This window comes from Chryseobacterium gwangjuense (genome assembly GCF_021311115.1).
GTDB classification, from domain to species: Bacteria; Bacteroidota; Bacteroidia; order Flavobacteriales; family Weeksellaceae; genus Chryseobacterium; species Chryseobacterium gwangjuense.
Genome location: NZ_JAJTNP010000001.1, coordinates 282,914 through 297,405 on the forward strand (window position 1 = coordinate 282,914; position 14,492 = coordinate 297,405).

The 14,492-nt window shown below is 33.1% G+C and carries 15 protein-coding genes; 11 read left to right on the plus strand and 4 right to left on the minus strand.

Going from position 1 to position 14,492, the window contains the following annotated elements:
- The first annotated feature begins 4 nt into the window (after positions 1-4).
- From hisC to hisIE, 6 genes are read left to right on the plus strand one after another with little or no spacing between them, the layout of a single operon-like run.
- Positions 5-1,030 carry a histidinol-phosphate transaminase gene (gene hisC, locus LV842_RS01265; protein WP_233109649.1) on the plus strand — a complete coding sequence of 342 codons (1,026 nt, stop codon included), beginning with the start codon at positions 5-7 and terminating at the stop codon, positions 1,028-1,030.
- Between the two features lie 2 nt (positions 1,031-1,032).
- Positions 1,033-2,127: a bifunctional histidinol-phosphatase/imidazoleglycerol-phosphate dehydratase HisB gene (gene hisB, locus LV842_RS01270; protein WP_233109650.1), complete on the plus strand. Its 1,095-nt coding sequence runs from the start codon at positions 1,033-1,035 to the stop codon at positions 2,125-2,127.
- 1 nt (position 2,128) lies between these two features.
- Positions 2,129-2,707 carry an imidazole glycerol phosphate synthase subunit HisH gene (gene hisH / locus LV842_RS01275; protein ID WP_233109651.1) on the plus strand — a complete coding sequence of 193 codons (579 nt, stop codon included), beginning with the start codon at positions 2,129-2,131 and terminating at the stop codon, positions 2,705-2,707.
- Between the two features lie 2 nt (positions 2,708-2,709).
- Positions 2,710-3,432 carry a 1-(5-phosphoribosyl)-5-[(5-phosphoribosylamino)methylideneamino]imidazole-4-carboxamide isomerase gene (hisA, locus tag LV842_RS01280; protein ID WP_233109652.1) on the plus strand — a complete coding sequence of 241 codons (723 nt, stop codon included), beginning with the start codon at positions 2,710-2,712 and terminating at the stop codon, positions 3,430-3,432.
- Positions 3,425-4,177: an imidazole glycerol phosphate synthase subunit HisF gene (gene hisF / locus LV842_RS01285; RefSeq protein WP_233109653.1), complete on the plus strand. Its 753-nt coding sequence runs from the start codon at positions 3,425-3,427 to the stop codon at positions 4,175-4,177. Before hisA ends, hisF begins: the two co-directional genes overlap by 8 nt.
- Entirely contained in the window at positions 4,174-4,761 is a 588-nt protein-coding gene (gene hisIE, locus LV842_RS01290) for a bifunctional phosphoribosyl-AMP cyclohydrolase/phosphoribosyl-ATP diphosphatase HisIE (RefSeq protein ID WP_233109654.1), read from the plus strand. The genes hisF and hisIE overlap by 4 nt, the downstream gene beginning before the upstream one ends.
- 56 nt (positions 4,762-4,817) lie before the next feature.
- Here the strand turns inward: hisIE and LV842_RS01295 are convergent, their stop codons facing one another.
- The 3 genes from LV842_RS01295 to rpmI form a co-directional block, all read right to left on the minus strand.
- Positions 4,818-5,984: a M28 family peptidase gene (locus LV842_RS01295; RefSeq protein WP_233109655.1), complete on the minus strand. Its 1,167-nt coding sequence runs from the start codon at positions 5,982-5,984 to the stop codon at positions 4,818-4,820.
- 109 nt (positions 5,985-6,093) lie between these two features.
- On the minus strand, positions 6,094-6,438 hold the full coding sequence (rplT, locus tag LV842_RS01300) for a 50S ribosomal protein L20 (protein ID WP_039368473.1): 345 nt from the start codon (positions 6,436-6,438) through the stop codon (positions 6,094-6,096).
- Positions 6,439-6,560: 122 nt separating this feature from the next.
- Positions 6,561-6,758, minus strand: coding sequence for a 50S ribosomal protein L35 (gene rpmI, locus LV842_RS01305; protein ID WP_034694453.1), 198 nt, complete (start codon positions 6,756-6,758; stop codon positions 6,561-6,563).
- A gap of 562 nt (positions 6,759-7,320) precedes the next feature.
- On the opposite strand from rpmI, the gene LV842_RS01310 reads away from it, so the two are divergent.
- Positions 7,321-7,749 (plus strand): hypothetical protein, encoded by a 429-nt coding sequence (locus LV842_RS01310; RefSeq protein ID WP_233109656.1) that lies wholly within the window; start codon positions 7,321-7,323, stop codon positions 7,747-7,749.
- A 69-nt stretch (positions 7,750-7,818) separates the two neighbouring features.
- On the opposite strand, the gene LV842_RS01315 is transcribed toward LV842_RS01310, so the two are convergent.
- Positions 7,819-8,640 (minus strand): alpha/beta fold hydrolase, encoded by an 822-nt coding sequence (locus tag LV842_RS01315; RefSeq protein ID WP_233109657.1) that lies wholly within the window; start codon positions 8,638-8,640, stop codon positions 7,819-7,821.
- A gap of 290 nt (positions 8,641-8,930) precedes the next feature.
- On the opposite strand from LV842_RS01315, the gene LV842_RS01320 reads away from it, so the two are divergent.
- The 4 genes from LV842_RS01320 to LV842_RS01335 all read left to right on the plus strand — a co-directional run bounded on the left by LV842_RS01320 (position 8,931) and on the right by LV842_RS01335 (position 14,492).
- The gene (locus LV842_RS01320) at positions 8,931-10,415 is read left to right on the plus strand and encodes a hypothetical protein (RefSeq protein ID WP_233109658.1); all 1,485 of its coding nucleotides are present in this window, start codon (positions 8,931-8,933) and stop codon (positions 10,413-10,415) included.
- 77 nt (positions 10,416-10,492) lie between these two features.
- Positions 10,493-10,690 carry a hypothetical protein gene (locus tag LV842_RS01325; protein ID WP_233109659.1) on the plus strand — a complete coding sequence of 66 codons (198 nt, stop codon included), beginning with the start codon at positions 10,493-10,495 and terminating at the stop codon, positions 10,688-10,690.
- An 85-nt stretch (positions 10,691-10,775) separates the two neighbouring features.
- The gene (locus LV842_RS01330; RefSeq protein WP_233109660.1) at positions 10,776-11,993 is read left to right on the plus strand and encodes a hypothetical protein; all 1,218 of its coding nucleotides are present in this window, start codon (positions 10,776-10,778) and stop codon (positions 11,991-11,993) included.
- A 33-nt stretch (positions 11,994-12,026) separates the two neighbouring features.
- A complete protein-coding gene (locus tag LV842_RS01335) occupies positions 12,027-14,492 on the plus strand; it encodes a tetratricopeptide repeat protein (protein WP_233109661.1) in 2,466 nt (821 codons plus the stop codon).

Consider the following 14,492-nt stretch of genomic DNA (forward strand, 5'->3'; position numbering starts at 1 on the left):
GAACATGAAAGAATTTAACATCAATAGTTTAGTAAGAAAAAATATCTTAGAATTACAACCTTACATCAGTTTTAGGGATAACAATGAATTTGAAAATCCTGTTTTACTTGATGCGAATGAGAATCCGTTTGGTGAACTGAATCGTTACCCCGATTCTACTCAGAAGAAATTAAAACAAAAACTTTCTAAGATAAAAAAAATTTCAGCCAGTCAAATCACAATAGGAAACGGAAGTGATGAATTAATTGACTTGATCATCAAGGTTTTTTGTGAGCCGAAAAAAGATTCGATCTTAATGATGAATCCATCGTTTGCGATGTATGGTTTTTATGCTTCTATCAATGAAAATAAGGTCATAAAGCTTAATTTAAATGCAGATTTTGAAATTGTAAAAGATGATTTTATCAAAATTTCAAAAGATTTTAAATCTAAAGTATTTTTCTTGTGTTCGCCCAATAATCCAACCGGGAATTCTGTAGAAGACATTGAATTTTACATTCAAAATTTCGATGGAATTGTAGTGGTTGATGAAGCTTACATAGAATTCTCAGGAAAAAGATCATGTACTGAGTTATTAGAAAAATACCCTAATCTGATTGTTCTTCAAACCTTTTCAAAAGCTTGGGGAATGGCAGGAGCAAGAGTGGGAATTGCTTATTCTTCAGAAGAAATTATTAAGCTGATCAATACGGTGAAAGCGCCTTATAATATTAACTCATTAAGTTTAAATAAAATAATTGAAATAATTAACAAACAAGAAGTTGTAAAATTAAATATAGAAAATACTTTAAATGAAATTTCCTGGCTTAAAAATGAATTTCAGTCTATAAAATGTATCAAAAAAGTATATCCGACTGACGCCAATTTCTTTCTTATTGAATTTGAAAATGTAGAAAAAGTGTACGAAAAACTATTAGAAAATGAGATTCTGACCAGTAAAAGAAGTCCTCAAATTCCTAATTGTATAAGAGTGAATGTGGGAAATCGAGAAGAGAATATTCAATTCATTCAGGTTTTAAAAAGTATGTGATCATGAAAAAAGTATTGTTTATAGATCGTGACGGAACTTTGATTATAGAACCGCCAACAGATTTTCAGGTTGATTCTTTAGAAAAATTAGAATTCTATCCCGGAGTTTTTCAAAACCTTTCAAAAATTGCTAAAGAACTGGACTTTGAATTGATTATGGTAACCAATCAGGATGGGTTGGGAACAGCAAGTTTTCCTTATGAAAATTTTATAGAGCCTCATGAAAAGATGTTGAATGCCTTTAAAAACGAAGGAATTGTTTTTAATGACATTCTGATCGATAAAAGCTTCGAAAGTGAAAATTTACCTACAAGAAAGCCCGGAATTGGGATGTTAGGAAAATACATCTATGGAGATTATGATCTTGAAAACTCTTTCGTGATTGGAGACCGGTTGACAGACATTCAATTAGCAAAAAATTTAAATTCAAAAGCAATTTTCATTAATTCAATTCAGAATGAAGATGCAGCATTGACCACAGAAAGCTGGAATGAAATCTACCAATATTTAAAACAGATTCCGCGAAAAGCCAAAGTTTCAAGAAAAACCAACGAAACGGCTATTGAAATAGAAGTCAACCTTGGCGGGAAGGGAAGTTCCGAGATTTCAACAGGATTACATTTTTTTGATCACATGTTGGAGCAGATTTCAAAACACGGCAATTTAGACTTAGAAATTAAAGTAAAAGGAGATCTGCAAGTTGATGAGCACCACACGATTGAAGATACAGGAATTGTATTAGGAGAAGCTATTTTAAAAGCTTTAGGAAAGAAAAAAGGAATTGAAAGATATGGTTTTCTTCTTCCGATGGACGATTGTTTGGCACAAGTAGCTCTTGATTTCGGAGGTCGCTCTTGGTTAGTTTGGGAAGCTGAATTTAAACGTGAAAAAATCGGCGATGTTCCGACTGAAATGTTTGAGCACTTTTTTAAATCTTTCACTGATTCTGCTAAATGTAATCTCAATATCAAAGTGGAAGGAGAAAATGAACACCACAAGATTGAATCTATTTTTAAAGCATTTGCGAAAGCAATAAAGATGGCAGTTAATCAATCGGATCAGAATTTTAATGTACCCTCAACAAAAGGAAGTTTGTAATATGATAGCCATTATAAAATACAACGGCGGAAACGTTAATTCTGTACAGAATGCCTTGAACAGGTTAGGAGCAGAATCAATTATTACAGATGATTTTGAATTAATAAAAAAGGCAGATAAAGTGATTTTTCCCGGAGTCGGAGAAGCATCTTCCACCATGAAAAATTTAAAAGAAAAAGGATTGGATAAACTAATTCCAACGTTAAAACAGCCTGTTTTAGGAATTTGCCTGGGAATGCAACTGATGTGCGAAAATAATGAAGAAGGAAATACTGTCGGGATGGGAATTTTTGATATTAATGTAAAGAGATTTCCGGCGAAAGATATTATTCCGCATATGGGATGGAATACAATTTCAGGCTTTCAATCCTCAATTTTTAAAAGAATTGAAGAGGAGAGTGATGTCTATTTTGTTCACAGCTATTATTGCGAGCTCTCGGAGAATACTACTTCGGTTTGTGGTTACATTTTGCCTTTCAGTGCATCTTTGCAAAAGGATAATTTTTACGCTATGCAGTTTCATCCTGAAAAATCCGGAAAAATTGGAAGTCAATTATTAGAAAACTTTTTAAAACTTTAATTATGAAAATCATTCCTGCCATTGATATTATCGATGGAAAATGTGTTCGTCTCTCAAAAGGAGATTACGGAACGAAAAAAATATACAACGAAAATCCGATTGAAGTCGCCAAAGAATTTGAAAGTTTTGGAATCAGATTTCTGCATTTGGTTGATTTAGACGGTGCAAAATCCAGGCATATTGTCAACCAGAAGGTTTTAGAAGATATTTCCAGAGAAACTTCTTTAGAAATTGATTTCGGAGGTGGTTTAAAAACTTTACAGGATATTGAAATTGCTTTTAATTCAGGAGCGAAACAAATTACCATTGGAAGTATTGCTGTTCAAAATCCTGAGTTTTGCTTTGATTTAATTAAAAAATATGGTTCGGAGAAAATTATTCTGGGAGCAGATTGTGATAACAGAAAAATCAAAACTTCAGGCTGGTTGGAAGAAAGCGATCAAGATGTGATTGATTTTATTCTTCAATATCAGGAAAAAGGGGTGAAAAATGTAATCTGTACTGATATTTCAAAAGATGGAATGTTGGAAGGACCTTCAATGGATTTATATCAGGACATTTTAAATCAAACTTCCATTCAGCTGGTTGCAAGTGGTGGAATTTCCTGTATTGAGGATGTATATCGAATGAAAGAAATCGGTTGTTCCGGGACGATTATCGGAAAAGCAATTTACGAGGGAAGAATCAGCTTGGAACAACTTAAAAACTTTATTAAAAATGCTTAAAAAGAGAATTATTCCTTGTCTGGATATAAAAGACGGAACAACGGTAAAAGGGGTCAACTTTGAAGGGTTGAGAAACGCAGGAAATCCTATTGAACTGGCAAAGAAATATGAAAATGATGGTGCTGATGAATTGGTTTTTCTGGATATCACTGCTACAATTGAAGAACGAAAAACTTTCGTTGAATTAGTGAAAGAAATTGCCCAAGAACTCAGCATTCCTTTTACGGTAGGTGGTGGAATTTCAACAATTGGAGACGTGAGAAAATTATTGGAAGCCGGAGCGGATAAAATCAGTATCAATTCTTCTGCCGTTAAAAATCCACAATTGATTTCTGATCTTGCAAGAGAATTCGGAAGCCAATGCATTGTTGTTGCCATTGATACAAAATTTGTTGAGGATTTAGATTGGGTTCACGTGAAAGGAGGAAGGGAAATGACCAATTTAAAAACATTAGATTGGGCTAAAAAAGCTGAGGAATTGGGAGCTGGAGAGATACTTCTCACTTCAATGGATGGCGATGGAACCAAAAATGGTTTTGATCTTAGAATTACAACATTGATTTCTGAGAACGTGAATATTCCGGTTATTGCTTCCGGAGGGGCAGGAAAGATTGAAGATTTTGAAACGGTTTTTAATGAAACGAAAGCAACCGGAGCTTTGGCGGCAAGTATTTTCCATTTTGGAGAAGTAAAGATACAGGACTTAAAAAATGAATTAAAAGCTAAAAAAACTGCAGTACGATGAACATAAATTTTAATAAAAGTGATGGTTTAATTCCTGTTATTATTCAGGACAACAGAACTTTACAAGTGTTGATGCTGGGTTATATGAATGAGGATGCTTTTGAGAAAACAAAAAAAGAAGGAATTGTTACATTTTTCAGTCGTTCAAAAAACAGACTCTGGACAAAAGGCGAGGAATCAGGGAATTTTCTAACCGTAAAAAACATGGATATTGATTGTGATAACGATACGATTTTAATTAAAGCTATTCCTAAAAATGTAGTGTGTCACACCGGAAGCTTCAGTTGTTTTGGAGGAAAAGCTTCTAAAGGGTTTTTATATGAATTGGAGGAAAAAATCAACCAACGAATTGATGAAAAAGTAGAAGATTCTTACACCTATTCTTTATTTCAAAGAGGGATTAATAAAGTGGCTCAAAAAGTAGGAGAGGAGGCTGTAGAATTGGTGATAGAAGCTAAAGATAATAATGAGGATTTGTTTAAAAATGAAGCCGCAGATCTGCTTTATCACTATTTAATTTTATTAAAAGCTAAAAATTTAAGTTTAGAAGAGATTGAAGAAGTATTGATAAAACGAAACAAATAACATGAAATAAAAAGAGCCGGTTTATTAAAACAGGCTCTTTACTTATTTTGTAGAATTTATTTAACTAAAAACTTTCTCACGGCAGTTTTATCTTCAGATTTGATAATTCCTAAATACGCTCCTTTCTTTAGCATCGAAACATTAATTTTTGTTTCATTTTCTGTTTTAAGCAAAGATCTTCCTGATAAATCTGTAATCTCGAAATTAAAATTTCTGATATCCTTAGGAAGCCAAATATTTAAAGTATCTTTTGCCGGGTTCGGATACATCCTAACAGCATCAAGTTTATCAATTGATAGATCGGAAGTTGATAGCGTAGAACTTGCTATTGCAAAATGCTGAAGCGCTCCAACGGCCGCCTTGCCCACATTAAAAACATAGGTAGGATCTACATTGGCAAAAGTATCATTTGAGGTATGCTCATTGTAACTTCTTGTTGTTTCATAAAAACCGGTGATAATATCTCCTTTACCTTCAAAAGGCATATAATCTGAAGCATACGTATTTGACATATTCGTCTGGAGTGGAGAATACAATGTTGTACAGGTGGCTAATTGTTGCGTAAAGGATAAAGAAGTAGCATTGTTACCTGACTGACCACTCTGATCACTTTCACAATTAATCGTGTTATTGGTATTTCCGATTTTCCCACCCACCTGATCTATGTTAAACACCACACGTAAATTCAGCTGACGAACACTATTTTGGAATACAACGTTGTTTACATAATGAGTACTTCCTATCAAGCCCTGTTCTTCACCCGAAAAATGAATGAATTTAACAGAGTATTCCGTAGGAACATCTTTCAAAATTCTTGCTGCTTCCAGTATAATGGAAGTACCGCTTCCGTTATCACTTACCCCTGGTCCGGTTATCGTATCATAATGCCCGCAGATAATAACATAGGTGTTCGGATACAATGTTCCGGTTTTGGTAATAATCAGGTTTTTCGATGTGGAACTTCCGTACGTAAAAGAATCTTCCGTAATCTGGCTTACATCATAGCCATAAGATTGATATTTTGCTTTTAACCAATTTAATGCATTTGTATTCGCCGTAGAGCCCGTAGTTTTCACTCCCAGATTACCAAACTCCTGTAAAAGAGTAGTAACATTCGTCTGAGAAACCTGATTGGCTCTCGTTTGATATGCCTGAATAAAACTCTGTGCCTTACTGCAAAATCCTGCTACTGATAAAAGTAGAATAGTGGTAATCTTTTTCACTGAAATTCCTGATTTTAAACTTTACTAATAAAAATAAAGAACAAATGTAAATAATTAAAAAATCCCGAGCAAAAAACCCGGGATTTATATTGATAACAAAAATTTTACATTATTTTACTTGATCTACAACTGCTTTGAAAGCTTCAGGGTGATTCATTGCTAAATCTGCTAAAACTTTTCTGTTAAGCTCAATGTTGTTCTTCTTAAGAGCTCCCATAAATTGAGAGTAAGACATTCCGTGTACTCTAGCTCCCGCGTTGATACGAGTGATCCAAAGTGCTCTGAAGTTTCTTTTCTTCTCTTTTCTACCACGGTAAGCATATTGCATTGCTTTTTCTACCGCGTTTTTAGCTACTGTCCAAACGTTCTTTCTTCTACCGAAAAAACCTTTAGCTTGCTTAAAAATTTTCTTTCTGCGTGCTCTTGAAGCAACGGCATTTACTGATCTTGGCATAATTTAAATTGTTTTTTTGAAATGTGCGGTAAATTATTTCATTACTCTTAGCTGCTCCATTTCAGGGTTAAATTGTTGAATTTGTTTTGAATTCTTATAAACCGAATATAGATTTATAAAAACTACTTGATTGCTAATTGACGTTGAACGCTTTTCTCATCCACTTTAGCTACGTAAGAAGTACTAGTAAGATTTCTCTTTTGTTTAGTTTCTTTCTTAGTTAAGATGTGGCTTTTGTAAGCATTTTTTCTTTTGATCTTACCTGTTCCAGTAAGAGCAAAACGCTTTTTAGCACCTGATTTCGTTTTTAATTTTGGCATTGTTTTGCTTTTTATTGTTTTGTTATCAATATCTGTTTTGGTTACTCCTAAACTTATTTAGGAATAATAGTTTGCAAAATTACGAAAAAAACTCAAACTGTAAAAGGTTTTTAGGCTAAATATTTATTTATTGAACTTGTTTTAATTCTGAAAATTAGAAAACCCTAGATACATCTAGAAATTAAGGAGTTTATTGAATATAAAAATAATTTAAATCATTGAATATGAGTAAAATGCAATTTATTACTTTAATGTTTTCTATTTGCAAAAGTATGAGGTGAATCCACCACTTTTTCTCTGTAATTTCACATTCTCTTTATTTTTTTTCATTAATTTAGTTGTATGCAAAAATATCGGTTCATTTAGGATATTTTGCTAACTAAAACCTATTTTAAATCAATATATCGCAAATAATTTTCCGTCATATAAAATTATAATAAATACAGTATAGCAATAGCGAACGGGAGTTTAACATAAGAACCTATCACAATTTTTAATATAAGTAGCGAGGCCGAAAACTACATTATGAAAGAGTAGGCATTAAAAATTAATTTTGAAAAAAATGAAAAAAATTATTTTCTCACTTGCTTTTATTCTCATTGCAACTCTTGGGTTTAGCCAAAACACTGACACTCAAAAAAAATTTTCATCTCTCATTTTAGGAAGTTGGAAATTGAGAGAGGTTCCTGACGAAGGAGCAGTTAAAGGCTTTGCCATGTACGGTGATCAATATTATGGAGAAAGCTTCTATAATGATAACGGTACAGGAACCCATATTTCTCTTTACAAAACTTCCTGGAAGATTGATAAAGATGTACTTACCGAAACGGTGACAGAAGACGACGGACAAACGCCAACAGAAGAAATCTGGATAAAGTATAGAATATTAACACTGGATGACACAACATTGGCTCTGGAAGTAATTGATAGACATGGAAATACAAACCATAGAATTGATGGCTCATCTAAATTAATATTTAAAAGACAATAAACAATAAGATAATAAAAGCTACAATTGATACTTTTCAATTGTAGCTTTTCTTTAAATATATAGATAAAATTATGATTGAATAAACTCCAAAAGATCTTTATTAATCGTTTCATGTTCCGTAGTTGGCATTCCGTGAGGGAAGCCCGGATAAGTAATCAGTTTTCCATTCTTTAGTAATTTCGCAGATTTTATGGCTGAATTTTCAATAGGCACAATCTGGTCGTCTTCACCATGAAGAAGTAGGACAGGAATATCTACTGCTTTTAGATCTTCAGTAAAATCGGTCTCCGAAAAAGCTTTAATCCCATCATAATGAGCAACAATTCCTCCCATCATACCTTGTCTCCACCAGTTTCTTTGCACCCCTTCCTTTACATTGGCACCTTCTCTGTTGTACCCATAAAAAGGAAAAGTGATATCAATATAAAATTGGTTTCTGTTATTCATAGTTTGATCTCTGATATTATCAAAAACTTCCATTGGAACTCCATCGGGATTATTTTCACTTTTTACCATAATTGGAGGAACAGCGCTTATTAAAACTGCTTTTTTCGCTCTTCCGTTAGCATATTTGTGAACATAGCGGATCACCTCACCACCTCCTGTAGAATGTCCGATATGAACTACATCTTTCAAATCTAAAAATGATACCAGTTCAGCTGCGTCAGAAGCATATTGTTCAATGGTATGATTATATATATTTTGGCTTGAACGCCCGTGACCTCTTCTATCGTGTGTAATCACTCTATATCCTTTCTGTAAAAAGAAAATTACTTGTGCATCCCAATCATCAGATGACAAAGGCCATCCATGGTGAAACATCAATACAGGTCCTTCTCCTTGATCTTTGTAATAAATTTCTGTTCCGTCTTTTAAAATAAGTGTGCTCATCGTTTCTTGTTTTAATAATTAATAAATAGTGAATTTGATTTTTTATACTCACAAAGGTAGATGGAAAATTCCCTTAATATCTTGATCTAAGATAATATTTGAAATAAAATCAAAATAAACAACATATTATTAACATTAGTGCACAAAATTCAGAATTTTATAAAATAAATATTGAATAAAAAAAAGAAAGTAACGCTTTTGTATCCCCAAAAATATCACTGATAATCGGGATTGTTTTATTCTTCGATTCTCTATACTATTGATTATTGCAATAAATAAAATTTCAAAATTTGAAAACAACGGTATTGAGTATCCTTTTTATGTTGAATTCATTTCTAGCTTGTACTCAGGAAAAAAAAGATCATTCTTCATTAGTTCTTTCAAAAGCAAAGACAATACATTGGGTTCCGTTTTTAACAAAGCAGAAGAAGTTTATCTATGTAGATAAAGTGAACATGAAGCCGCTCTCGAATCAGATATTCAGGAACGCATCTGTTTTTACTCCTACCGGTTTTGCTATTGTTGAAAATGAAAAAGGTGAATATGCAGCAATAGATGATCATGCAAAAATAGTGTTGGATTTTTCATCCAGCAGCATCGATCTAAATATTGCAAATGGTTTTACATTCTATAAAAAAAATGTTGAATATGAAAAAAAAATGCCTGCATGGAAGTGGGAGTGGAATATTCTGGGAAGTGGCATCAAGAAAGAACAAACCTATCATAAAATTGAAATTGGAGTATTGGAAACCCAACAGGTTTTACTTGAAAAAGATCTTCCATATTTAGAGGATAATTATTCCTTAAACTTTGTTTCTATAGATGAAAACCATATTTTTTGGAATGAGAATCTTTATGAAATTAAAAAAGGGCATTTGAAGATAATTGAACAGAATATTGCTGAAGTATTAGAAAACAAACGTTTTATCAAAGCTTCCAATACAGGTTTTTCAATGTATGAACTGGATCAGAAAAAAGCAATCCATCAAGAAATGAAAGGTACGGAAATACTTTCAATTCAATTTGGAAAGGAAATCATACAACTTCAGGAAGTCAATAAAGAACGTTATGATCCAGAAGTTCCAAAGCTTTTAACAGATAGCAAAACCAATGATGTTTACGCTTTCCCTCTATATGAAAAGGCATTTCCGAAGCAGATTACAAAAGCAACAACTTCACAGATCGAGTTCATCAAAAAAGTTTCTTTAGTGTATTCCATAACCAATTCACCTTACTTTTTGCTGGGAGTTTTTAATTACGATCATGATGTCTGGGCATATGATTGGCTTTATATCGATACCGAAGGAAATGTTACAGATTCTATTGATCCGTATAATTTTAAGGTTCTGGATCAGATCGGTGCTCTGGTTTGGCCCGACAGAAAAATGATTTTGCCTGATCAATTCATTAATAAAAACTGGAAATTCGGGAAAATAAATTCTTATGCAGGCATGAATAATGCCTATCTGATCAGAATTGAGGACGAAAAACAACTGAGAACAATGGGTTTATGGAACAGCAATACAAAAACATGGGAGATAAAACCTGAATACTATGATATTTCAGTTTTGGATACAGAAAAGCAGATTTATGCTCTTCAAAAAGAGAAAGACGGGTTGTATATCCTTTATAGCAATAAAAACAAAAAACGTATTGGTTCAAATACATACCAGTCAATTAATTCGGACGGTTTGGTGACTGTTAAACTTAATTCGAGACAAACGATTTATTACTATATTGACATTGACTACGGAAAAGAATACAAAGAGCATTAAATACTATACTGAAAACATTAAAAATATGATTGTTAGAAAGCTATTATTTGATTATAAGTGCATTATCTTTTGCTCAAATGAGAACAGCAGTCTATTTTTCTTCAGATAAAAAAACATTCTCGAAATCAAAAATTACCGGTTGGATTCCATTTCAGGAAGAAGATCAATATTGTGAAGAAAAAGATGCCAATTTCAAATTATTACCCAAATCCATAAGACTGAAAGCTGAAAAACTATTGGAAGACGCCCAACAAGGATTCAAGCGGAGCTGTTAAAAACCACCGTTATCAGGGATATATTCTTCCAACCTCTTTGATTATCTTTAATTTTTAAAAATAAAGCAACCAAACACAAGAGTAAATGGATAATAAAGAAATCTGGATAGAAGGAGACATCCTTTTTTACAAAGATCACGGGAATATCGAAACTACAAATATTCACGCTCTAAAATACGCGTATGTACAGATTTTAGGTGATGCCCCATTTTTGTTTGTTTTTACCGATCAGCAGCATTATATCTCTACTGAGCTCAATGGTTTTGATAAAGTATATCACGAGCTTTCGGATCGTTTCCGTTTTGATGACGAAACCTTTTTTGCAGTATGTAAAGCAAGAAAAGAGGATGAAAAAGTAAAAATTTGGGCAAAGAAAGAACCTCAAAATTTTCAGATCCTAGACGAATATGTGGATGACGGTGATTTTGGCTACGAAGTATATACAAAACCCAAACAAATGATATCCTGGGATACGACTTACGAACAATTGGAAGCATCGGGTTTTGTAGAAGCTTATTTTGCCCATTATGGTACTAAATATCTAAGATTCAAATATCCGGTGAGAATAGAAGGTATTTTGATTGATCAATTGGAATTATATGCAGACCACATCAATACAGATCGTCCTGTACAAGAGTTTTTTGTTGATCTTTATGATGAAACCAATACAGATGAAAGTTATAAAAAACTACGCGAGCTTTGGATTGATGACGATGCTGATATTGACCAATACGGCTATGAAAGGGACGACCAATGTTATCTTCGGTTTGTCTTTGCAGAAGGCATAGATGCTTCTATTTGCTATACCTATGATGAAGAATATGGGTATGATGATGGCAGTACATCGCTTCATTTCTATAACAAACGAGAATACGAGTATTTTTTAGAAAATAGGGAATATGAAGAAGTGATGGAGGTTTCCGAATTAATAACATTTCAAAATACATTAGATCTGAACATCAAGTATATTGACAATGATGGAGTTAAAAATATTCCGCCAAAAGTTAAAGAATTACTGAAAGAGAAAAGCGGTATCTGGCTTGATAATGTGAATCATAAAATAGGATTTGCAGGAACAGATACGGCGTTGATTATAGACCTTGCAAAAATTAAATATTTTACGCTTCAGAATATTCTTCCCGCAAAAGGACCGGGATATTCAGATTTTACAGTTCATCTTAAAACAGAAGAAGATCTGACTGTTTTTATGGAAGACACTTATTTCTTCGATCAATTTGCTGAACAACTGCAACAAATGACAAAAAAGTCGGTGAAAATCCCTGAAGCATATCACAACTGTTAAAACCACATATCATATTATATTTCCAAATTATAAATGGCACACCGGATTTATTTATACAATTACGATCAGAAAACAAATCAGTCGTTTGAAACTCATTTAGGAGAGTGGAACTACGAAATTCCTTTGTTGTTGTATCCTCTCATTGCAGAAGATAGTAAAGTAGAAGGTGTTGAGTTTCTCTCAAACAAAGAACAAGGAATTGTTCATCTGCGTTATTTCTTCAATTTGCTGGCAGATACTTATCAGTTGCATTACAAAAAAGCATACTATGAACCCGTTAACAAAATGTTTGAATTTCTGGAAGGATTGCCTTATGATTCTTTCGTATTGAATGCCACAGATGTTTTCAATATGAACGAAGAAAAGCATAGAGTACAGGCAAAAGAATGGTTGGTAGAGATTCAGCAGAAAAGTAAACTGTATAAAAAATCGGTAGAAACTCAGAATCTTTCCTTATTAGATTCCTTAGTTTCGTACACTGGTTATTCTTCATTTCTTGAAATTTTAGAAACCGACTGGATTAATTATGGGCTCGGTTATTTTGAGGAACTTGCTTATAAGAAAGTAGCTTCTTCTCTATTTGAAGAAAATGGGAAATTTGGTTTAAAGGATGCAAAAGGTAAAGTCTTGGCTCCCGCTATTTATGATGAAATCTTTGAAGCGGACTATCATTACGGTATATCGATAATTCAAAAAGACGGGTTATTCGGTTACCTGCAAAGTGACGGAAAAGAATGCGTTCCTCCGATTTATGAAGATGCTTTTGATGTGTTCGATTTTGCATTAGAACCTTTGGGTGAAGTAAAAGTAAACGGAAAATCAGGGATTTTAAAAATGTATTCAAACACTTGGATGGTTCCCGCAGATTATGACGCCATCGAAAGAGTGACTTACGGATTTTTAGGCATAGAAAAAGACGGGGAATTTGGAGTTTATAATGATAAAAACGGAATCATTCTTCCCGTTGAAAGCGAAACTCCGTATGAATATGATTATTTTCCGGAACTGTTTTTCACCAAACAAAAAGGAACCAGCAAACGTAGATATTATACAAAAGAAGGAGATTATCTGGGTGATTTTGTAGAAGACAGCATCTTAAAGTCCAGTGCATGTTTTTGGATTAAACCTAATAAATTTGACAAAAAAGGGAAGTTAATAGATGAGAAAGGTAATCTGATCATAGATGAAGTAGATCAATTGATGTTATTAGATAATTTTGAAGCTTTGGCGATTCATAAAGATAAAAACTGGAAGATCTATCACACCTTACAACATCAGTTTCTGTTAGAAAATGAACAAATTATTAAAGTAAAAGGACAATCAAATATTGAATATAAAAACAATGTTTTTATCCTGGAAACCCCAAAAGGATTAGGGCTTTTTGATGCAGATCATCACATCTGGCTAATTGCTCCACAATCTGAAATTAAACAGATTCGTTATTTGGATAATGGCTTTTTATCGGTTCAAAAAAAACAAAGCTATCAATTGTTTGATTTTAAAACGGGCTTATCAGACGAATCCTACGACTATATTTCTAATCCTTTGAATTATAGAACAGAAGAAGGTTTATTGTTTCTGTATATTGGTGATAACATGTTTAGAATGAATAAGGATCGCATTCGTCTGGTAGAAGTTTCTGAGTATGGATCAATTTATCTGGATCGGTATTCATTTCGGGGAAAAGATTTAGACTATTTTACTTCCTTTTATAATCGTTGGAAAGATAGAGCAGGAAGCAATTCAGAACGACTCATGGATGTCGAAATCATTAAAAAGATGGCTTTTGACGCGAAAAAAAATCAAAATTATGAAGAGGCATTGCACTTGTTCGAGCTATCTGCTCAAAAAAATGATCCGGATAGTTGGGTAGAGATAGGTATATTGCTCACCGATCCTGAAATTGAAGCGTTGTTTGATCCACAAAAAGGGATTTCGTATTACGAAAAAGCTGCACAAGAAAACCATCCTGTAGCCTGGAACAATATGGGTACTTTGTATCACAATGGTATAGGCTATTCTTTTGATATTAAAAAAGCGATTCGGGCATATGAAAAAGGAGCTGAGCTGGGTGACGGAATGGCACTTGCCAATTTAGGTGATTTGTATTATTTTGGAGAACATGTACTACAGGATTACAATAAAGCACTGAATTTTTATCAAAAGGCAGAAAAAAAATACTACTATAATTACGATAAAATCTCAGAAATCTATTATCAGTTACGTGATTATAAAAACCTTTTAAATTACTTAAAAAAAGACTATGACCAGTCTTTCTCCTGCATTTATTATGGTATTATCTATGAACATGGCATGGGCGTAAAAACAAATGTAAAGAAAGCCATTAAGTATTACGAACAAGCGAATGTTTACAGCGCCTACGAATACGCCACCCAACGATTGGTATATTATTATGGTGAAGATCCAGAATTTAAAAATGATAAAAAATTCCAGAGATGGAAATCTTTCGCTGAACAGAATGGCTTCGAAATCGATTAG